Source organism: Streptomyces cavernae (assembly GCF_004023625.1).
Classification (GTDB): domain Bacteria; phylum Actinomycetota; class Actinomycetes; order Streptomycetales; family Streptomycetaceae; genus Streptomyces; species Streptomyces cavernae.
Genome location: NZ_RPDJ01000001.1, coordinates 451,262 through 472,257 on the forward strand (window position 1 = coordinate 451,262; position 20,996 = coordinate 472,257).

15 protein-coding genes and 1 pseudogene are annotated in these 20,996 nt (G+C 70.2%); 11 read left to right on the top strand and 5 right to left on the bottom strand.

The annotated features are described in order from the left end of the window. Positions 1-186: 186 nt before the first annotated feature. Genes EF387_RS11940 through EF387_RS11950 form a run of 3 tightly spaced genes read right to left on the bottom strand, consistent with a single transcriptional unit; the run spans position 187 to position 2,822 of the window. Complete coding sequence (locus EF387_RS11940) at positions 187-1,200, bottom strand: NAD(P)/FAD-dependent oxidoreductase (RefSeq protein WP_128376479.1); 1,014 nt, start codon at positions 1,198-1,200, stop codon at positions 187-189. Next, the gene (locus EF387_RS11945) at positions 1,197-1,730 is read right to left on the bottom strand and encodes an isoprenylcysteine carboxyl methyltransferase family protein (RefSeq protein WP_128376480.1); all 534 of its coding nucleotides are present in this window, start codon (positions 1,728-1,730) and stop codon (positions 1,197-1,199) included. Before EF387_RS11945 ends, EF387_RS11940 begins: the two co-directional genes overlap by 4 nt. Positions 1,731-1,763: 33 nt before the next feature. Beyond that, on the bottom strand, positions 1,764-2,822 hold the full coding sequence (locus EF387_RS11950; RefSeq protein ID WP_128376481.1) for a type III polyketide synthase: 1,059 nt from the start codon (positions 2,820-2,822) through the stop codon (positions 1,764-1,766). A 164-nt stretch (positions 2,823-2,986) separates the two neighbouring features. Here EF387_RS11950 and EF387_RS11955 point away from each other — a divergent pair, with 164 nt between their 5' ends. Together EF387_RS11955 and EF387_RS11960 are read left to right on the top strand one after the other, a co-directional pair. Then, complete coding sequence (locus EF387_RS11955; RefSeq protein WP_420802559.1) at positions 2,987-3,856, top strand: UbiA family prenyltransferase; 870 nt, start codon at positions 2,987-2,989, stop codon at positions 3,854-3,856. 15 nt (positions 3,857-3,871) lie between these two features. Beyond that, positions 3,872-4,390 (top strand): annotated as a pseudogene (locus tag EF387_RS11960) (FadR/GntR family transcriptional regulator); the annotation flags it as partial. Between the two features lie 131 nt (positions 4,391-4,521). Here EF387_RS11960 and EF387_RS11965 read toward each other — a convergent pair. After that, positions 4,522-5,535 (bottom strand): ArsR/SmtB family transcription factor, encoded by a 1,014-nt coding sequence (locus tag EF387_RS11965; RefSeq protein WP_128376482.1) that lies wholly within the window; start codon positions 5,533-5,535, stop codon positions 4,522-4,524. 503 nt (positions 5,536-6,038) lie between these two features. On the opposite strand from EF387_RS11965, the gene EF387_RS11970 reads away from it, so the two are divergent. The 3 genes from EF387_RS11970 to EF387_RS11985 all read left to right on the top strand — a co-directional run bounded on the left by EF387_RS11970 (position 6,039) and on the right by EF387_RS11985 (position 8,884). Then, complete coding sequence (locus tag EF387_RS11970; protein WP_128376483.1) at positions 6,039-6,989, top strand: LysR family transcriptional regulator; 951 nt, start codon at positions 6,039-6,041, stop codon at positions 6,987-6,989. A 643-nt stretch (positions 6,990-7,632) separates the two neighbouring features. Next, entirely contained in the window at positions 7,633-8,010 is a 378-nt protein-coding gene (locus EF387_RS11980) for a peptidase inhibitor family I36 protein (RefSeq protein ID WP_128376484.1), read from the top strand. A 475-nt stretch (positions 8,011-8,485) separates the two neighbouring features. Then, complete coding sequence (locus EF387_RS11985) at positions 8,486-8,884, top strand: hypothetical protein (protein ID WP_128376485.1); 399 nt, start codon at positions 8,486-8,488, stop codon at positions 8,882-8,884. A gap of 216 nt (positions 8,885-9,100) precedes the next feature. Here EF387_RS11985 and EF387_RS11990 read toward each other — a convergent pair whose 3' ends face one another. After that, the gene (locus EF387_RS11990; RefSeq protein WP_128376486.1) at positions 9,101-11,737 is read right to left on the bottom strand and encodes a carbohydrate-binding protein; all 2,637 of its coding nucleotides are present in this window, start codon (positions 11,735-11,737) and stop codon (positions 9,101-9,103) included. 563 nt (positions 11,738-12,300) lie between these two features. Here EF387_RS11990 and EF387_RS11995 point away from each other — a divergent pair. The 6 genes from EF387_RS11995 (at position 12,301) to EF387_RS12020 (ending at position 20,962) form a co-directional block, all read left to right on the top strand. Continuing rightward, on the top strand, positions 12,301-13,338 hold the full coding sequence (locus EF387_RS11995; protein ID WP_128376487.1) for a LacI family DNA-binding transcriptional regulator: 1,038 nt from the start codon (positions 12,301-12,303) through the stop codon (positions 13,336-13,338). Positions 13,339-13,599: 261 nt separating this feature from the next. After that, entirely contained in the window at positions 13,600-14,844 is a 1,245-nt protein-coding gene (locus tag EF387_RS12000) for a sugar ABC transporter substrate-binding protein (RefSeq protein WP_128376488.1), read from the top strand. A 31-nt stretch (positions 14,845-14,875) separates the two neighbouring features. Continuing rightward, positions 14,876-15,862, top strand: a complete 987-nt coding sequence (locus tag EF387_RS12005; protein WP_128376612.1) for a carbohydrate ABC transporter permease — start codon at positions 14,876-14,878, stop codon at positions 15,860-15,862. Positions 15,863-15,873: 11 nt separating this feature from the next. Next, positions 15,874-16,695: a carbohydrate ABC transporter permease gene (locus EF387_RS12010; RefSeq protein ID WP_128376489.1), complete on the top strand. Its 822-nt coding sequence runs from the start codon at positions 15,874-15,876 to the stop codon at positions 16,693-16,695. A gap of 82 nt (positions 16,696-16,777) precedes the next feature. After that, positions 16,778-18,541, top strand: coding sequence for an amylo-alpha-1,6-glucosidase (locus EF387_RS12015; protein WP_128376490.1), 1,764 nt, complete (start codon positions 16,778-16,780; stop codon positions 18,539-18,541). Between the two features lie 549 nt (positions 18,542-19,090). Then, the gene (locus EF387_RS12020; RefSeq protein ID WP_128376491.1) at positions 19,091-20,962 is read left to right on the top strand and encodes an RICIN domain-containing protein; all 1,872 of its coding nucleotides are present in this window, start codon (positions 19,091-19,093) and stop codon (positions 20,960-20,962) included. Positions 20,963-20,996: the final 34 nt, after the last annotated feature.

Here is a 20,996-nt window from a genome sequence, read left to right on the forward strand (position 1 = left end):
CGCGGGCGCCCCGGAAGCGGTCCCCGGCACGGTCCACGACCGCGACGCTCACTCTCACGACCCGCTCCGCCGTGGGGCGGCGCCGCCGACCACCTGGGCGGGTGGACTCGTTGGCGTACAGCACGGGAAAGCCCGGCGTCTTCTACCGGGCCAGCCCCCGTGTCCAGGCAGCCGCCGGGGTTGCCGCTATTGCATTGCGTGGACCGCCGCGGCGAACACCGGGGGCATCCGGGATGCCGCGGGGACGATGAGGCGGGCGGTACGGGGGCTGCGGCTCGCGGCGAGCAGGGCCCTGGTCAGCAGCCGGTGGCGCCGGGTCAGCCGGGCCCAGGCGCGCTCGTACTCGCCCGGCCGCCCGGAGGCCACGCAGCGGACGGCGGCCCCGGCCGTCGCCAGCGCCAGTGCGATGCCCTCACCGGTCAGGGCATCCTGATAGCCCGCGGCGTCACCGACGAGCAGAACACGGCCCGCGACCCTGCGCTGCACCCGCTGGAGGAACGGTCCGGCGCCGCGTACCCGCGTCGCGGCCGGTCCCTGCAGCCTGGCCGCGAGGGCGGGGAAGCCCGCCAAGTGCTCCTCGTACCCGCGACGACTGCTGCTGAGGACCGCCACGCCCACCAGATCGTCGCCGACCGGTGTCACATAGGCCTCGCCGTCCGCGGACCAGTGGACCTCCACGAAGTCCGTCCACGGCTCGATCAGGTAGTGCCTGCGCAGGCCGTACCGGCCGCGGTCGGCGCCCGGCAGCTCCAGGCCCAGGCCGCGCCGCACCGGCGAATGCAGACCGTCGGCGGCGATCAGCCAGCGCGCCGTCATGCCCGCCGCGGTGACCGTGTCCGCGCTCTGGCGGACCTCGCCGACCTTGCCCGGCACCATCCGCACGCCGAGGCTGACAGCGCGCCGGTGCAGTGCCGCGTGCAACGTCGTACGGCGGATCCCCAACCCGCCGCGGCCGCGGAACGGCGCCTCGGCACGGGTGGGGCCGGCCACGTAACGGATGCCGCGCAGCTCGCGTCCGGTGACCTCCACGCCCAGCGCGCCGAGGGCGGCGACCCCGCCGGGCATCACACCTTCTCCGCAGGCCTTGTCCACGGGGGTGGCCCGCGGTTCGACGACGACGGCCTCAAGGCCCGCGAGCGCCGCGTGGACGGCGGCGGCCAGACCGGCCGGCCCGCCACCGGCCACCAGTACGTCGATCACGCCGGCGTGGGCGTGGCGGCGGCGGTCGCCGCGGCCAGTGCCCGGTTCTCGCAGCGGATGCGTACGGTGAGCAGGGCGGCGTTGAGCACCGTGAACACGGTCGCGGTGACCCAGGCGGTGTGCACCAGCGGCAGGGCCACTCCCTCGGCGACCACGGCCACGTAGTTCGGGTGCCGCAGCCGGCGGTAGGGGCCACCCGTCACCAGCGGCAGACCGGGCACGACGATCACCCGGGTGTTCCAGCGGTGCCCCAGGGTGGTGACGCACCACCACCGCAGCGCCTGGGCAGCCGCCAGCAGGACCAGCATCGGCCAGGCCAGAGCCGGTACGAAGGGCCGGGCGGCCAGCCACACCTCCGCCACACAACCGACCAGCAGACCGGCGTGGAGCGTGACCATCGCCGGGTAGTGTCCCTGCCCGGTCACCCTCCCGCCGCGGGCGGTGCTCCACCGCTCGTTGCGGCGGGCGACGACGAGTTCCACGAGACGCTCGGCGGCGACGGCGGCCACCAGAGTCGCGTACCAGATCATGAGTTCGGTGTCCTTCCACGGCCCGGCGGCCATCTACCAGCGCAGCAGCACCAGTTCGCAGGCGAAGCCGGGACCCATCGCCAGCAGCAGACCCGGCGTGCCCGGCGGCGGGCGGCGGTCGGCCAGTGTGTCCCGCAGCACGTGGAGCACCGACGACGAGGACAGGTTGCCCACATCGGCAAGGTGACGCCAGGTCACATCCAGCGCATCTTCGGGAAGTCGGAGTGCTTCGATGACGGCCTGGAGGATCTTGGGGCCGCCCGGGTGGCACACCCAAGCGGTCACGTCCTTCGGCTTCAGACCGTGGTCGCCGAGGAACCTCTTGACGTCGTCGGCGAGATGGCGGCGCACCACATCGGGGATCCCCGGGTCGAGGACGACCCGGAAGCCGGAGTCCTTGATGTCCCAGCCCATGACCCGCCCGGTGTCCGGATACAGGCGGCTGCGGGTTTCCACGATCGTCGGGCCGCCCGCGCCGTCCGGCCGGTCCGCGCTGCACAGGACGACCGCGGCGGCGCCGTCACCGAACAGTCCGGTGGCGACCAGGTTCGCCATGGAGGCGTCGCCGCGCTGGAAGGTGAGCGAACACAGTTCGACCGACAGCAGCACCGCCACCTGCCCGGGCCGGCCCAGCAGATAGTCGTGGCAGCGGGCCAGCCCGGCGGCGCCGCCGGCACAGCCCAGCCCGAACAGGGGCAGCCTCTTGACGTCCGGCCGCAGTCCGAGGCGGGCAGCCAGCCGTGCGTCGATCGAGGGGGTGGCGATACCGGTGACCGAGGTGAATACCAGCAGATCGACGTCGGCAGCGGACAGGCCGGCACCATGCAGTGCCTCGCGGACCGCCTTGGCGCCCAGGTCGGTGGCGGTTGCGATGAAGATGTCGTTCGCGGCGCCGAACCCGTCCAGGTCCCCGTAGCGTTCGAGCGGCAGTGTCATATGGCGCGAGGTGACCTTCACGCTGCGGTGCAGCCGCTCCAGGGTCCGGCGGTCCGTGCCCTCGGGCAGACAGGTGCGGGCCACCATGTCCGTGATTTCCGACTGGGCGTAGCGGAAGGGCGTGAGCGCACCGTGAAGGGCTGCGATCCGCGTCATGTGGTTCCCGTCCCGTTTCCTACTGCCCGTCTACCCATTGCGGTGGTTTGCTCTGCCACCTCTTCCCCGGACCGGGGCGACGTCACCAGGGATCGCCCGTCCGGCCGACCGCCCGGGGCGCGGTGCACCGGCCTGACGAGGCGAGCGTACCTACGATCGGCCGGGTGAGCGTTCCCGAGCAGTCGATGGTGGACGGCGCGACCGGGCGCCGGTTCGGCCAGTTGAGCGGGCTGGCCAGGGCCTGCCATCCCGGGCCCGTCGTCGCGGTCACCGCATTGATGCTGACGCTGGCCGTCATCGCCGGCCAGAGTACCGGGCGCTGTCTGCTGACCGGCGCGGCCGTGCTGAGCGGCCAGTTGTCCGTCGGCTGGTGCAACGACGCCTTCGACGCCCGCCGGGACATCGCCGTCGGCCGCCGGGGCAAACCCGTGGCCGACGGCGCGGTCGGCGTGGGGCACGTGTGGGCGGTGGCGTACACCGCACTGCTGGTGTGCGTGCCCTTGTCCTTCGCCAGTGGTCTGCGGGCCGGTGCCGTCCACCTGACCGGGGTGGCGGCGGCCTGGGCGTACAACCTGCGGCTCAAGGCGACCCCATGGTCCTGGGCGCCGTACGCGGTGGGCTTCGCCGTGCTGCCGGCGTTCGTGTCCCTGGGGCTGCCGGGGCACCCCTGGCCCGCCTGGTGGGTGGTCACCGCCGGGGCACTGCTGGGAATCGGCGCCCACCTGGGCGATGTGCTGCCGGACATCCGCGGCGATCTGGCAACAGGCGTACGGGGATGTCCGCACCGGCTGGGCCCGCACGGCACGCGGCTGCTGCTGCCGGTGCCGCTCGTGACCGCGTCCGCGGTTCTGGCGCTGGGGCCCGCCGGGTCACCCGGGCCATGGGGAGTTACGGCGCTCGCCATGTCCGGCCTGCTCGCGGTGGCGGGGACAGTGCTGGGCCGCCGCCGGGAGCGGGCGGCGTTCGCCGCCGCGGTCGCCGTGGCGGCGGTGGACGTGGCGTTGCTGCTGCAGCGCGGCACCGGGATCGCCTGACACCTTGCCAATCGATGCCAGTGGAACGTCTACGACCCCCAGGTCATCCGCTGGCGCCTCGCGGGCGCCGACCGGCCGCACCAACTGCGCTCACTGACCGTGCTGCGCTCGGCCGTCGAACCGGTGGCCGCCGTGCTGGCCGCCCGCAACGCCAGCGCCGAGCAGTGCGCGGCGATCACCGAGTGCGCCCTGAACATGGTCGCCACCTCACGCGGCCACCAACTGGAGGCGTACCTCATCCACGACGTGGCCTTCCACCGGATCATCCTCAGTGCTTCGGGCAACGAGATGTTCGCCCGCCTTGGAGACGTCGTCGCGGAAGTCCTGAGCGGCCGCACCCACCACCAGGCGATGTTCCCGGACCCCGACCCGGAAGCCGTCACCCTGCACGTTCAGGTCGCGGAGGCGGTCCGCGGCGGGGACGCGGCCCGCGCGGAGGAACTCACCCGCGAGATCACGACCGGCGCCCTTCGGGAACTCGACGTCCTGGCACCCGCGGAGGGCTTCTCCGCGACGAGGCATCCGTCCCCATAGACCCGCGCCTGTCCACCGCTCGAACCGGCTCGGCTCATGCGGCACCCCGCTCCGACGACGACCGGGGCGACGGCGGTGGGTGTGCCGTCGACGACGGCGACAAGGGCGTCGGCGAAAAAGGCAGGACGGTCTCAGGTGCTCGGCCGGTGGGGCGGGAGGTCGCCGCTGAGCAGCGCGGAGCCCAGCGGGGTCAGGGTGTGGATGACCTGGCTGCCGACGCGCCGGCTGTGCGCGAGGTCCACCTCTCTGAGGGCTGCGACGTGTTCGCTCGCCGAGGGGGCGGAGATGCCCAGGCGCCGGGCGAGTTCCCCGGTCGTCGCGGTGGCGTCCAGGGCGGCCAGCACGCGGGCGCGGGTCCGGCCGATCAGGGTGGCCAGGGCCTCGGGGCGGCGGTCGCGGGTGACCGCCGGTGCCCCGGCCGGGGGATGGGCGACGGGGTAGGCCAGGACCTGCGGGAGGGCGGGGTCGGCCAGGGCGATTGGCATGTGCCAGCAGAAGTGGGAGGGGATGAGCCGTACGCCGCGGCCGTGGAGGTGCAGGTCCCGGTCCTCCGGGTAGCGCACGTGCAGCACGGGAGGACGCCAGACCATCAGAGGGCGGAAGGAGTCCAGCAGTCCATGGACACCGCAGTCGCGCAGAATGCGCGTCCGCAGGGCCCGGTCGGCCTCGGTGGTTCTGGCCGTCCCGGCCCAGTCCGGCGTGACGATCGTGCGGTGCACCAGCCGGAACGCCGTCGCGACCTCCTCCGTCGTGGTCCGGTCACCGCGTGCGAGGCCGTGTGCCCAGGGCGGCAGCGGGTGGGTCTCGGCCAGCCGGTCCAGTTCCCGGCGCAGCCGTGGCCGGGGGGTGGCGTGCAATTCCTCGAGCGCGGCCTCCATACCGTCCGCTGAGGCGTCGGGTGTCATGAAGTCGGGCCAGTAGCCCGCCGAGGCGGGGGCGAGGGCCGCGAGCATCCGGACCGGGCCTGCCAGGCGCTCCTCGGCCAGCTTGGCCCGAGCGGTGCGCCGCCAGTGGGCGAAGACGGGGAGGCCGCGCCGCGGGGCGGTCAGCTGGTTCAAGCTGAGTAGGGTCTCCCAGACCGGATCCGGCTCGCGGGCCAGGTGGACGCGGGCGAGGTCTCCGTCCGTGAAGTGGATGCGCAGCACTGTGTCTCCCCGTGTGGTCGCTTGCGCTCGGGACGCCTGGACGTCAGCGTGGCGAGGGCCGCAGGTGCGGACCGGCACGCGGGCGGCGGACCGTGTCGGCCGGCCCGTCCGCCCCCATCACTCCGGCCGGACGTCGTCCCCGGCCCCCGCCGTCCTGGCGGGCCGCGTTGTTGAGCCGGTAGCCGAGTTGCTCGGCGTTCCTGCCGGTGGCCGGTCCTGTGCGTGCGGCACGGCGCGGCGGACGGGATCGAGGCGACGGGTCCGAGGAGAACGTGGGCCGGAAGAAAGCCGGCGGGCAGCACGTTGCCCACGCCGGACAGCGGCGTGTCGGCATCGCGTCTCCCCCCGGGGCCGGCTGTCACCCGCCCTGCCCGTGCCGGTGGTCAGTCCGGACGGCGCAGCGCCTCCTCAGCGTCGCACGGGGACCGTGCGTCTGTGGGGGAGGGGGGTGATGAGAATATGGGCCCGATCGATGCAGTAGTCGCTATGACCGCAGGTGGAGGATGTCTGCTGTGCCTGATCCGGGAGGAACGGCGGAGCCGAGCTTCCATCAATTACGACTCTTTCTGGCGCTCGTGGAGGAGCTGCACTTCGGCAGGGCTGCCGCGCGGCTGCACATGACCCAACCCGCGCTGAGCCGCCAGATACGGGATCTGGAGAGACGGCTGGGCGTCCTGCTGTTCTCACGGGACAGCCGCACTGTGTCCCTCACCGAGGCGGGCCGTGCCCTGGTGGAGGAAGCACGGGCAACGGTGGAGGCGATGGGCCGGCTGCGTGTCCGCGCCGACCAATGGGCCCGCACCCTCGCCGGGCATGTGGTGGTCGGGACGATCGGCGCTGAGGCGGCGATGCCCTACACCCACGCGGTCCTCGAGCACCTCCGCACCCTCCACCCCAGGCTCACGGTGGAGATACGCAGTCTCAACTTCACCGAACATCTGGCGCAGTTGCTCTCCGGCGACATCGATGTCGCCCTCCTCCGGCCCCCGGTGCCCGCCGGCATCGAGCTGTTGGAACTGGCCACCGAGCCCCGCGTCGCCTGCCTGCCGGCCACCGACCCGCTGGCGGACCTGGCCGAGGTCTCCCTCACCGACCTCGGCGACCGGGTCTTCGTGGACGTCCCCCCGGAAGTCCCCCGGGTGTGGTGGGACTTCTGGGCCGTGGACCCGCGCCCGGACGGCACGCGCGTGCGCTACGGCCCCGTCGTCTCCGACATGGAGGGGCTGTTGCTCGCGGTCGCCAGGGGGGAGGGGATGGGCTTCCTGCCCGCGGCGGCCCGGGAGCTCTTCCCCCGCCCGGGAGTGCGCTACGTCGACGTGGCGGATCTCTCCCCGTCGGTGGCGGCCCTCGGCTGGCCGGTCGAGCACCGAGACCGCCCGGCCGTGCGGGCCGTCCGGGAGGCCGCGACCGCCGCCATGTCCGAATCCGGCCGAGGGCGCGCCCCGTCCCGCTGACTCGCCGCCGCGCACGGCCGCGCCGGCGGGTCCCGTACCACCGGGGTTTCGGTCCAGACCGAAAGGGAGCGCGGATTTCCCTCCGGGTCGGCAAGCTGCGGTGGCATGCATGGTTCGGAGTGAAGGGAAAGCCCATATGCGCACGGGACGACGCAAGGCACTTGTCGCCGTGGCCACTTGGGACCGCCACGGCCGCACTGCTGGGAACGGCGGCACCGGCGAACGCCGCGATCCACCAGTGCGGAATCAACGACCACGTTCAGCCTTGTACCACGGCCACCGGCATCTGACGTCGGCGGTGCCCAACCGGCACCGGCCGCGGCCACAGCACTCACCGTCGTACATCTACATGAGCAATCCCGCCAGTCAGCTGCCGGACGTTCCACTGTGCCCGAACCGGCAGTGACCGGTGACCGGTGCGGTGGTCCCGACCGACAGACAGACGCCGCGACGGTGTGCGCGGCATCCCAGTGCCGCGACCGGCACGCGCCCTCGCCGCACCGGCCGAAGACCCAAGTAGCCCCGCTGCGATGGCCCTTGTCCGGCATGCCGAGGTCACGCACCGGACTCCGCGGGCACCGCACGGGACTTTCGAAACACCCCCAGGTACGCAGACCTCTGTCATGACAGGAAGGAAACCGCTGTGCGCAAGCGCGTCGTGAGCACACTGGCCGGAGCCGCTGCCTTCGCGGGAGTGATTGCCACAGCTCCCGCGGCCACCGCTGAACCCAACCTGCCCGACTGCCCGAAGGGTTACTTCTGCGCCTACTCCGAGCCGGACCAACGCGGAACACTGCTGATGAGGACCGCCGGTGACTGGTCGGGCGAGATACACAGCGTCGGTTCCGTATTCAACAACGGGTACGTGTTCCCCGGCGCTGACCACGTCGAGCTGACCTACGGCTACACCACTTTCACCCGCGTCATCTGTCTGCACTACAACCCTGGTCCGGGAGAGTACAAGGCGAACATCATCTACGCCACGATCGGGAAGGTGACATGGCGGGGCGAATGCTCGTGAGGTGATCAGCCTCAGAGGTGGCGGGAGATGGCGGCGGAGCCGGGCCCGTGCCGCGTGACAGCCGCGCGCGGTGTCGTGCTGAGGATACGCGAGATGGGCAAGGCACACCGCGCCGTCGCCGGCCTGCCCGGCACCTTCGACACGTCGCCTCGCTCGGCGCCGATCGACGCCGATCGACGCGACACAGCGTGACTTGACGGCAGATCAGAACCGCGTCACGTTCTCACTGAACTACGGTGCCCGCAACCGGGCATCCACAGAAGCCGGATTGAAGCCCTGGTCACTCCCTGACTGGGGCTTCGTCGTGTCACCGGCCGCCACTCGGCGGGGGTTTGATGGTCTTTCAGCGCGGACAGACGCGGTGAGCGTAGCGACCGGGCGGCGGACCACAGAGTGTTACAGGACGGACACAGAAGCGCGCAGCGGCTCCGCGTGACGACATGATGCCCTCAGTCACACAGCCCCAGGGGGGACCATGCGCACCCGCAAAGCCATCACAGCCGCCATGGCCGCGCTCGCCATCACCCTCGCCGGGTGCGGCAGCAGCGACGCCAACGACGCCAATGTCAAGGCCACTGAGAGCAGCACACCCGTCGTCGAGAACGGCCCCGCCGAGACGGCCGCCAATCTCCCCGACGAACCCGACGCCGGCAAGACCATGGTCATCCTCAGAGCACTCCAAGAAATCAACCCCGCCCTCATCGCCGACCAGGACAAGGCCATCGACAACGCGCGCAACCAGTGCTCCGTCATCAGCGGCGGCGGTGACGCCGACGCCGCAGCACAGGCCCGCTTCTCCACCAGCGACCACCAAGTCTCGGACGCTGAGGCCAAGGCCATCAACGCCGCGCTCAAGGAGACGCTCTGCCCCTGAGCGACCGGGGTCCCGTGAGAAGCTGCCGCTCTCCCGCAAGGTGGTTGCCCGGCACGGACCGCCGGATGCGGTATCCGCGAGGACCGCGGCGGCGCCCCACTGCTGGGCCGCTCGGGGCGCCGATCAGCCTCATGATGGGAGCGCGCATGATCGGCCGGTCCGCCGAGCGGTGCCGGCGCGCCGGAGATCCACCGGCGCGCCCTGAACGTCCGCGGGCTACTTCTGGCTGAGTGGTGTGACGGCGATCCGATCGATGACCGGTGCGTACGGGGATCGCTGGTCGTACTGGTTGTAGGTGTCGCCGTCGAAGTCGGGCAGTTCCTCCGCGGTGAACGTGAGCCGGTTCGTGCCCTTCTTCAGGGTGACCGGGACGGTCAGGTCCCGGAAGTCGTTGAAGTGGAAGGTCGTCGGGAAGAGCACGCGACGGGCCGGTCCTCCGTTGACCGAAAGGTCGGCGTGACGGGCGATCGGGTCGGGGTTGTAGTGGGTGGCCGGGGCCTGCTCGGCGTTGGAGTAGCGGATGGTCAGCGCGTGCCGACCGGACCGCTGGGCGACGACGTCGACGGTGAGGGCGTTGGCCTTGCCGTCGCCGATGCCGGTGACCGCCTTGCCGCCGGAGGCGAAGGTGTAGGTGTCGGTCACCGTGGCAGCACCCGTCAATATGCCGTCTTCCGCCTGGTACACGTTGGTCGTCAGCGCGCCGCTGGACGGGGCGACCCGCAGCCGGTCGAGCGCCGGCGCGCCCGAGGTGCCGGTGACGGTGATCTTGTTGATGCCGCCGGACAGGAAGACCCGGACGCTGTCGGTGCCCTTGCTGCTGCCTCCGACCTTGGGCATGTCGAGCTTCTCGCCGTTGAAGGAGATGCTTGCCCGGCCGCCGCCCAAGTGGTCGACGGAGACGGTCGATTCGCCGTCGGCGGGGGAGTAGACCCAGAAGGTCGCGGAGTCCCCCTTGGCCAGCGGTACGGCGCCGGGGCCCGAGGCACCCGGGTGGTCGTAACTGGGCCGCGCTCCGGTGAGAGTGGCGTACTCGGCCTCGTAGACCGCAGGCGCGGTCACACGCTCGTTCCGCAGTGACAGGTCGATCTTGTCGATGATGGCGTCGCCCTTGGTGACGCCCAGGTCGGGGTCCTTGGCGGAGAGCGTGATGCGGTGCTTGCCGGCGGTCAGTTTCACCGTGGTGTCGGTGTGGCCCCAGACCACCCACTTGTAGCCGAGCGGCAGTCGCAGTTCCTGCGGGTCCTTGCCGTCGACGCGCAGGAAGACGTTGGTGGGGCCCTGCTCCTTCACCAGGTCGTACAGGTTGTAGGAGTTGGCGAAGACACTCAGGTCGTACGTGCCGTCCTGCGGGACCTCCACGTCGAAGGCGAGCACTCCGTCGGAGCCGGTGCGCAGGCCGCCCACGTTGTAGGTGCCCGACGTCGCGAACTTCCCGACATCTGAGGGCGATCCCTCGGGGCCGTTCTTGGAGTAGCCCTTGCCGGTATAGGTGGCGCTCTCCGCCTCGTACGTCTTGCGCCAGCTCACAGAGGGTTCGGCCGGGACTCCGCCGTTCCCGCCTGGGGAGAGGATGACCTGGTACGCCGACATCTCGTTCATGCCGGTCATGGGGAGGGTGACCGTGCCGTCCGCGTCGACCTCGAGCTCGAGGTCGGCCAGTCTGAGCGGCTGGGCGGAGTCGCCGACCTGTCCACTCCAGGGGATCTCCTGCACGGTGGCGTGCACGGTCGTGCCGAAGAGCTCGGGGTCGATGTTCTTGAAGACGACGTCCGCGTCACCGCTCTTGCCACCGAAGATCACCCGGGACTGCTTCTTGTCCTCGTCGAGGGTTGCCACCCCCTGGAGGGTGTACTGCTGGTTGGGGTGCGGGGCGGTCACCTGCACCGTGTGGCCGGACATCTGGCCGTAGGCGTTGAACAGCCACCACTGGCCGTTGCCCTTGTTGGCTTCGACGGCGGAGTCGTTGAGGTTGCCGTCTATGTTCCAGTACGCCAGGTCGGCGTCGATCTTCGACTCCTCGATCGCGGAGACCCACTGGATCACCTGGCCGGGCACGGACAGATGGTAGTTGTGGCCGTACTCGTTGACGTTGATCGGCAGCGGGTTGATGCCGACCTCCTTCTCCCACTGCCGGTACCTGGCGACGCTCGTCCGGACCGCGGCGGGCGACGACAGTTCGTGCCAGGTCACCACGTCGGGCACCACGCCGTTGGCCTTGGCGTACTGCAGGAAGCCCTTGACCTGGTCGTAGAGCACGCTGGTGTTGGGGCCCGCGATCCGCGCCCGAGGGTCGAGGCTCCTGATGAGCTGGTAGACCTCTTTCCACGCCGCGAAGAAGTGCTGCGGGTCGTTCAGCCACGAGACCTTGTTGTAGCTCCAGTCGCCGGTGCCGAACATGTTCCCTTCGGGTTCGTTGAAGGGCACGTACACGACATGGTCCTTGTACTCACCCATGGTCAGGACCTGCTTGACCTGCTTCTTGATCTTCTCCTTGAAGTCATCGAGCCGCGCGGGACCGTCGGCACCCGGCCACTGGTAGGGGAACCCGCGGTAGATGTCGGTCATGTAGATGTAGACGTCCTTGCCGCCCGAGTCCACGAACGGCGGCAGGACCTCCAGGGCGTCCGCCCCCGGATGCTGCGGCCCGTCCTGCGCCTTCGTCGACACCGTACGGACATGCATGCCCTCCAGGAGGTTGCGGCTGGGCACCCCGTCGCCGTAGACGCCGTACAGCGAGCCCGAGGCGCCGCCGTGGAAGGGACCCGTGTCAGTGGAGAGGTCCACGACGAGCCGTTCCGGCTCGGCCGCTCCGGCCGTGCCGGAGCTGGCGAGCATGGTGGCGATGACCGTCATCGCCGCGGCGCCTGTTCCAGATGTTCTCCTGCGTCGCACTGATGTCTCCGTGGTGTCCGTGAGGGCGCAAAGAAGGGTAGAGACGGCGGTTACGGGCTGCCGTGACCGCCAGCCATGTCGAACCGGTTCGACTTGTGCGAGGTCGCCTGGCTCGCCGTCACGGGGAGGGAATCTGGATCGCGAACTGGCGTCACACGCATCCGTCGAACCGGTTCGCCGGAAGTTAGCACCGGCGAACCGGGCCAGCAATACTCCCGACGCGATTGTCTCGCCTGACACGGAGTGGCAGCGGCTGTGCCGCGGCGGACGACAGGCCGATGTGCCTGGTGAGGGCGACAACGGTGGGGCGGGGTGATGTTTCGCGGTCCGCGTTGCTGTTTCCGGTGCGTTTCCGAAAGCGCGCGCAAGGCATTGACACCCGCACGGGCAGCTCTTACCTTCCCATCACGCGAACCGGTTCGACGACCGGAAGCGCCGCATTCGCCCACTCTTCTGCGCCCCGGCGGTACGATCCCTCTCTCTCGAGAGTCGCGAACCGGTTCGATCTTCTATGAAGGAGCCCCGTGAACATCGGTGAGATTGCCAAGCGGGCCGGTGTCTCGCGGAGCACCGTGTCGTACGCACTGAGCGGTAAACGTCCGGTGTCGGACGAGACCCGCGAGAAGATCCAGCGGGTCATCGACGACCTGGGCTACCGCCCCAACGCCAGCGCACGCGCCCTGGCCAACGGCCGGACCAGCACCATCGGCCTGGTCTTCCCGCCGGCCGGGGATCACTACACCGGAATGCAGCTCGATTTCATCGGCAGCGTGGTGGAGGCCGCTGCCGCCTACGACTACGACGTGCTGCTGTCCCCGAGCGGGGTGGACAGCGACCGCTCCTTCCAGCGACTGCTGGGCGAGCGGCGCGTCGACGGCGCGATCCTGATGGAGATCAGACTGCAGGACGACCGGGTCGACCACCTCATCGCCGAGAACTTTCCCGCCGTCTGCATCGGCCGCACCGCGCAGCCGGAGGGCGACTGGTGGGTCGGCCTGGACCACACCGCGCTGGCGGCGGCCTGTGTCCACTACCTCGCGGACCTGGGCCACCGCAGGATCGCCTTCGTCAACCGGCCGGAGCGGCTCCTGCGCGCCGGGTACGAGTCCGCACACCGAGGACTCGACGGCTTCACCAAGGCCGCTGCGGAGCGCGGGCTCACCGCCCGTACGTACGACTGCGGGGACGACGCCCCCTCGGGGCAGGCCTGTGTGGAGCGGATCCTGCATGACGACCCCGACACCACGGCCCTCGTCACCCTGAACGAGGCAGCGCTGGGCGGCCTCTACCGGGGCCTGGCCCACGCGGGCCGCCATGTGCCGCGCGACTTCTCCGTGACGGGAGTGGTCGCCGCCCGGTGGGCCGAGACAGTGACTCCGCAGCTCACAGCGGCAGACGTGCCGGCCGCGCAGATGGGGCGTCTGGCCGTCGAACTGCTCGTCGAGCGACTCGACCACCCCGACGCGCCGCCTCGCCAGCAACTGCTCGCCCCGCCGATCTCGCTGCGTGGAAGCACCGGGCCCGCCTACGCCGTTGGGCCCGCAAGTCCCGGCTCCGCCTGAACGCCTGACCGGCTGCCGCCTGTCGGGACCACAACCGCCCGGCGGTTGCGTGAGTCGCTCCCGCTGCCCCTACCCGTCCTCGCCCGGGGTCTCCGCCCCTTCGACCCGACCAGTGGGCTCCGTCCCCCGCACCCCAAACCCCTGTCCGGGGGACGGCCCCGGACGCGCGCTCCGCAAACCGCCGGAGGGGCCGGCGTCCCGCCGTGCCCCCCGGCCCTCTCTGGCATGCGTATGTCAACCTCGGAGATCAGAGGAACACCCATGAACAGATCCAGCAGACGCCGTCTCAGCGCCGCTGCCATGACCGTAGCCGCCCTCACGGCCGCCACCACCGCATGCTCATCCGGTGACGGCAACACGTCCGCCAAGGCGGCCGACAGCGGCACCTACACCATCTGGGACCCGTACCCGCAGTTCGCCAAGGACTCGGACTGGGTGAAGCTGCTGGAAGGCTGCGGCAGCGAGGCCGGAGTCAAGATCAAGCGGACGGCCTTCGACACCAGCGATCTGACGAACAAGGCGCTGCTGGCGGCTCAGCAGGACAACTCCCCGGACGTCCTCATCCTCGACAACCCGGTGGTCTCGACGCTCGCCGAGGCGGGGGTCCTCACCACGACCGACGAGAACAAGGTCGACACCTCCAAGGTGGACCCCAACCTGCTCGCGGCCGGCCAGTCGGGCGGCAAGACCTACGGCACGCCCATCGGCGCCAACACCCTGGCCCTCTACTACAACAAGGACGTCCTCAAGACCGCAGGCGTGGACATCGCCTCGATCACGGACTGGAAGTCACTGACCGCGGCGCTGGCCAAGGTCAAGAAGGCGGGCAAGAAGGGCATCACCTTCTCCGCGATCGGCACCGAGGAGGGCAGCTTCCAGTTCCTGCCGTGGTTCTGGGGCTCCGGCGCGAAGCTCACCGAACTCGACTCCGCCCAGGGCGTGTCGGCGCTGTCCCTGTGGAGCGACTGGATGAAGAAGGGGTACGCCCCGAACTCGGTGATCAACAACACCCAGACCACCAGCTGGCAGGAGTTCGCGAGCGGCGACTACGCCTTCGCCGAGAACGGCACCTGGCAGCTCGCGAACGCCGAGAAGGCCGGCTTCGACTATGGCGTCCTGCCCATCCCCGCGTCCGACGGCGGCAACGCGGCGGCCCCGACCGGCGGCGAGTTCGTCACCATCCCCGTCCAGGGCGACACCGGCCGCTACACCACCACTCAGAAGCTGGTCTCCTGCCTGACCAGCACCGAGAACCTCAACGCCACCGACACCACCCTGTCCTACGTGGCCCCCACCAGCGAGGTGCAGGACAAGCAGGTGGCGGCCGACGCCAAGCTGAAGCCCTGGGTCGAGGCGGTCAAGGCCGCCAAGGGACGCACGAGCGACGACCTCGGCACCAAGTACCCCAAGATCTCCGAGCAGATGTGGAAGGCCGTCCAGTCCGCCCTCAGCGGGTCGCAGTCGCCGAAGGACGCGCTGGTCGCAGCGCAGGACGCCGTCAAGTAAACCGTCGAGCAACCGCATTCGGGGCTCAATGATGAACCGCACGACACACCCGCCGGACCGCCGGCCGGTGCGCGACCGGAACGGGGCGGCCACCGCCGCCCCGCCCCCGGCCGCCACCGCTTCCCGGAGCCGTCGGCCCAGCTCCCAGCAGTGGGCCGCCTGGGCATTCCTCGCGCCGGTGACCCTCTACCTCGGCCTCTTCTACGCCTACCCCCTCTACCGCAACCTCGATCTGAGCCTGCGCAACTACACCGTGCGCTCGTTCGTCCAGGGCGACGCGCCGTTCACCGGCCTCGCGAACTACCGAACCGTCCTCGACGACCCGACCTTCGGCCCGGCCCTCACCCACACCGTGGTGTTCACCGCCGTGTGCCTGTTCTTCCAGTACGCCATCGGCCTGGCCCTCGCGGTCTTCTTCAACCAGCACTTCCGGCTCTCCGCCACCCTGCGGGCCCTGTTCCTGGTGCCGTGGCTGCTGCCGCTGATCGTGTCGGCCTCCTCCTGGTCGTGGATGCTCAACAGCGACTCGGGCATCGTCAACGCCCTGTTGAGCACCGTCGGCATCGATCCGGTGCACTGGCTGACTTCGCCGTCCTGGTCACTGACCTCGGTGATCATCGCCAACATCTGGATCGGTGTCCCGTTCAACCTGGTCGTGCTGCACAGCGGTCTGCAGTCGATCCCCAGCAGCCTCTACGAGGCGGCCGCCCTCGACGGTGCGGGTGCCTGGCGGCGCTTCTGGAGCATCACCTTCCCGCTGCTGCGCCCAGTGTCCGCCATCACTCTGCTGCTGGGCCTGGTCTACACACTCAAGGTCTTCGACATCATCTGGATCATGACCAAGGGCGGCCCGGCCGATTCGTCCACCACCTTCGCCACCTGGTCCTACCGGCTCGGCTTCGGCAACCTGCTCCCCGCCTTCGGCCCCGGCGCGGCCGTCGGGAACCTGCTCGTCGTCGCGGCGCTGGTCTTCGGCCTGGTGTACCTGAGGGTCCAGCGAAAGCAGGCACTGTCGTGACCGGGACCGCTATGAACCGACGCAACCGTACGTGGTGGAAGACCGCCACGGGCCTGCTGCTCACGGCGATCATGCTCTTCCCGGTCTACTGGATGCTCAACGTGTCCTTCACCCGCGACCAGGACATGCGCAAGTCCCCGCCCGACCTCTTCCCCGTCCGCGGCACTCTGGACGGCTACCGCGCCGTCCTCGACCAGCAGCTGCCCTACCTCGCCACGAGCCTGGTCATCGGCCTCGGCACGGTCGTGCTGACCGTGGCGCTGGCCGCGCCCGCCGGCTACGCGCTGGCGAAGCTACGGCCACGCGGCGGCGGAGTGCTCAGCTTCCTCCTCCTGGTGGCCCAGATGATCCCCGGCATCATCATGGCGATGGGCTTCTACGCCATCTATCTCAGCCTCGGCCTGCTGCAGTCGGTACCCGGTCTGATCGTCGCGGACTCCACACTGGCCGTCCCCTTCGCGGTCCTGATCTTCACCGCCTTCATGACCGGCATCCCCAGCGAGCTGATCCAGGCCGCGCAGATGGACGGAGCAACAGCCCTGCGCACCTTTTGGTCCGTTGTGCTGCCGATGAGCCGCAACGCCGTCGTCACGGTCTCCCTGTTCACGTTCCTGTGGTCCTGGTCCGACTTCGTGTTCGCCAGCACCCTCGCCAACGGCGGCACCCACGAACCGATCACCCTCGGCATCTACCACTACATCGGCAACAACAACCAGGAGTGGAACGCCATCATGGCCACCGCCGTCGTGGCCTCGCTGCCCGCTGCGGTCATCCTCGTCCTCGCCCAGCGCTACGTCGCCGCCGGCGTGACCGCCGGAGCCGTCAAGGACTGACCTCTTCCGGTCAGTCCCCGTCCGGCCAGTCCACCTCCCGGCAGACAGCCGCGCCCACCGCCGAAGAAACGAGTAACGCCTCATGACCGCCGCCCGCTCCGGCCCGGCCTTCTCCGTCCACGACATTCCCTTCAGCACGCACGGCGCCTGGTTCGACCTCTCGCCCGTGGTGGCGGAGAAGACGTACGCCGAGGACCTGCACCTGGTCTCCCACCAGAACGGCATGCACGCCGTCCTGCGTCTCATGCCCCTCGACACGAAGAACGGCGACCGGGCCGAGACTCGCGTCGAGTCGACGCCGAGCCTGCTCAGTTGGGTTCACCAGGCAGGGAGCATCGCCTGTGCCTACGAGTCACCGGACACCGTCCGCCTCCGGGGAAAGGGGTTGGGGCTGCGCGTGACCGCGGCCGCAGAGGCCCTGACCCCCTTCACGGGCACGTACTTCCACCGCGACCCGGTGGACGGCTCGCACGTGTTCACGTCGTACGAGACGGGGCGCCGATACCGGATCACGGTGCGGTCCGGCTCCGTCACCGAGGTGGCCGGCAGCCAGGCCCTGGGCAGCGGCGACCGAGGCGTCACCATCACCGCGGACAACGGCGGAGTCTGGGAAGCGGCCGTCGAGGAACTGGACAGCGCACGCCGCCCCTTCACCTCCTCGCAGACGTTCGACCAGGTCGTGGCGGCCGCGGAGCAGGCCTTCACCTCCTTCGCCGACGCGGTGGCCCCCTGGCGCTCGCCCGGCACCCCGGCCGCCGAACTCGCCGCCTACGTCCTGTGGTCGGCGACGGTCCGCCCGGCCGCGCTCGTCACCCGGCCCGCCGTGCTGATGTCCAAGCACTGGATGGACAAGGTCTGGAGCTGGGACCACTGCTTCAACGCCCTCGCCCTGGCGCCCGGAGCACCCGCGCTGGCCTGGGACCAGTTCTCGCTGCCCTTCGACCACCAGGACGAGAGCGGGGCCCTGCCCGACTCGGTGACCCACTCGGAGGTCCTCTACAACTTCGTCAAACCACCCATCCACGGCTGGACCCTTGGCCGCCTGCGCCGCAGACTCCCCGACCCCCTTGGCCGGACCGAACTCACCGAGACCTACCGCCGGTTGGGACGCTGGACGGAGTTCTGGCTCACCTCGCGCCGCGCACCGGGCTCCGCCCTGCCCCACTACCAACACGGCAACGACAGCGGCTGGGACAACGCCACGACCTTCGACCCCGAGCGCGTGGTCGTCACCGCCGACCTGGCCGCGTTCCTCGTCCTGCAACTCCGTGAACTCGCCGCCCTGGCCACCGAACTGGACCGTCCCGACGAGGCCGGCCGCTGGACCCGCACCGCGGAGACCACCCAGGCGGCGATGCTCGACGAACTGTGGACGGGAGAGCGATTCGTGGCGCGGGGCGTCGACAGTGCGCAGACCTGGAGCACGTCCAGTCTGCTGGACCTCATGCCGATGGTGCTGGGCGAGCACCTGCCCGAGAACGTCTCCACCGTACTGGCGGCCGGTATCGAGGCCCACCTGACCCCGCACGGACTGGCCACCGAACTCCCCGCCTCACCCCACTACCTCCCCGACGGCTACTGGCGCGGCCCGATCTGGGCCCCCGCCACCGTCCTCATCGAGGACGGCTTGCGCCGCAGCGGTCACCACCGTCTGGCGGACGAGATCAGCGACCGCTTCCGGACCCTGTGCGAAACCCACGGCTTCGCCGAGAACTTCGACGCACTCACCGGCACGGGCCTGCGCGACCGCGCCTACACCTGGACCGCGGCCGCCTACCTTCTCCTGGCCGAGGCCCACGAACTCCGGCACACCGCGCCCGAATCCGCCGCCCGCACCGGCGGATGAGCCGACCCTCGACCACCACCCCTCTCCGGCTGCCACCCACCTCGGGAGTCGCCATGCACGTCCCCGACCGGCTGGAGAACACTGCCTGCCGGCAGTGGCGGCCGGTCCCGGCCACCTGACCTCCGTCATCCGCCCTCCCGGCCTCAGGAGGAATCGATGCGCCCCGCCCGCACCGGGCCGCCGTCGCGCGGGGAGGTCCCTGGTCACCCCGTTCGCCGCACGCGACTTCCCCGGCCGCTGGATCCGGTACTCACCGCAACCCACAAGCTCCGGGCGGACCGTTATGAGGCCACCAGCCTCTTCCGCCAGGACAGGTCTTTCCGGCGGGTCTCGCCCCAGGCCTGACCTGCCTTCGCCGTGCCCCCGGCCGGGTGCGGGCCACCGCCCACGTGCCACCTGAACCGCCCCACCCGGACCGCCGACCGCTCTCCTCTCCTCGGCGACCCCATGAACCGGCACACCGAACCCGCCAGAACGGCGGCTGCCGAAGGCCACCCGGGCCCACCGGGGGACCGGGTACCACACACCCTCTCGGGAGATCACATGCACATGTCCCGCATTCTCGTCCCGCCCAGACGCGACGGCAGACCCGGCTCCCCAGGAGGCCGCCGCCCGCGCACGACCACCGCGCTCACCGCGCTGTTCGCGTCGGTCGCGGCCGTCGTCGTCCTCCCCGGCACCTCCGCCCAGGCCGCGGACACCACCGTGGCCGTCGACTTCGCCACGGCCGGCGGAGCCCCCACCTACCGGGCCTCGGGCACCATCTACGGGATGACCGAGAACGGCTCGCTGCCCCAGGACCACTTCTACAAGGACATCAAGTGGAAGTTCATGCGGGCCGGCGGCGCCCAGCTGGACAACCCGGGCGGATGGGTCGCCGGCAAGTACGACCGGCGGTGGAACTCCACCCGCGCCCAGTACCAGCGCACCAAGGCGCTGGGCGGAACCTTCGTCATCCTGCCGCACGACCTGTGGGGCGCCGACGGCACCACGACCCCCACCTTCCCCGGTGACAACGGCGACTGGTCCCGCTTCGACGCCTTCTACGACCGCCTGCTCGCCGACGTTCGGGCCGCGGGCATGACCGACATCCAGTGGGACATCTGGAACGAGCCCGACTGCGGCCAGTTCTGGGGCTCCGGCCAGCCCCAGTACCTGGAGATGTGGAAGCGCGCCCACCAGAAGATCCGGGCCGCCATCCCCGGGGCCGTCATCGTCGGCGCGAGCACCTGCGGCAGACCCACGAGCTCCAACACCTGGTGGAACACGTACCTCGACTACGTGAAGGCGAACAACGTCGAGCCGGACGTCTACAGCTGGCACGACCTCCCCGGTGACCCGGTCGCCGACAGCAACTCCCTGCGCTCCAAGCTGTCGGCGCGGTCGATGACGACGAACCGCTCCTTCCAGGTCAACGAATACGCGGGCACCAACGAGCAGAACCCCGGCCGTGGCGGCTGGTACATCTCGCGCCTGGAGCGGGCGGGCGCGGACGGTCTGCGCGCCAACTGGGCCTCGGGTGCCAACCTGCACGACTTCCAGGCGAAGTTGCTGACGAAGACCGGCAGCCAGTACGTGCCGCTGGGGGAGTGGTTCCTGTACCGCTACTACGGCTCGCAGACCGGCAACATCGTGAACTTCACGCCCGGTACGAACACCGACGGCCTGGCGACCAAGGACAACAGCGCCCGCAACGCCAAGATCCTGCTGGGCAGCAACGGAAACACCGGCACGGTCACCGTCAACCTCAACCGCCTTGACACCACCTCGGTGGTGGAGAACGGCCGGGTCCGCGCGGTCGTCCAGCGCATACCCAACAACGGCGGCGGAGCGGTGAGCGGACCTGTCACCGTCTCCGACCAGCTTCTGACGGTCGGCAACAACTCGGCCTCGGTGAACGTGCCGTGGACGGACGCCGCCGACGGCTACACGGTCACACTGCTGCCGCCGTCCAACACCACCGTCTCCACCGTCGCGGTAGCTCAGCACAGCGGCCAGTGCCTGGACGACACCAACCTGTCCACGGCCAGCGGCACGCAGTACCAGCAGTACCACTGCGAGGGCGGCTACCAGCAGATGCTCGACTTCAAGCCCGTCGCCGGCCGCGCGAACACCTACACCGTGGTCAACCAGCACAGCGGCAAGTGCCTGGACGTCTCGGGCGCCTCCGTGGCCGACGGTGCCACCGTGGTCCAGTACACCTGCAACGGTGGCACGAACCAGATGTTCACCCTCAACCCCGTCACCGCGCTCGGCAACAGCAAGGACTACCAACTGGTCGCCGTCCACAGCGGCAAGTGCGTCGACGTCAGCCAGATCTCGACCGCACCCGGCGCGAAGGTCCACCAGTGGACCTGCGATCCGGCGAGCGCACTGAACAACAAGAGGAACCAGATCTGGCGCCTCCATGGCATGAGCTGACCTGCGTCCATGGCATGAGCTGACCGGCGTCCAG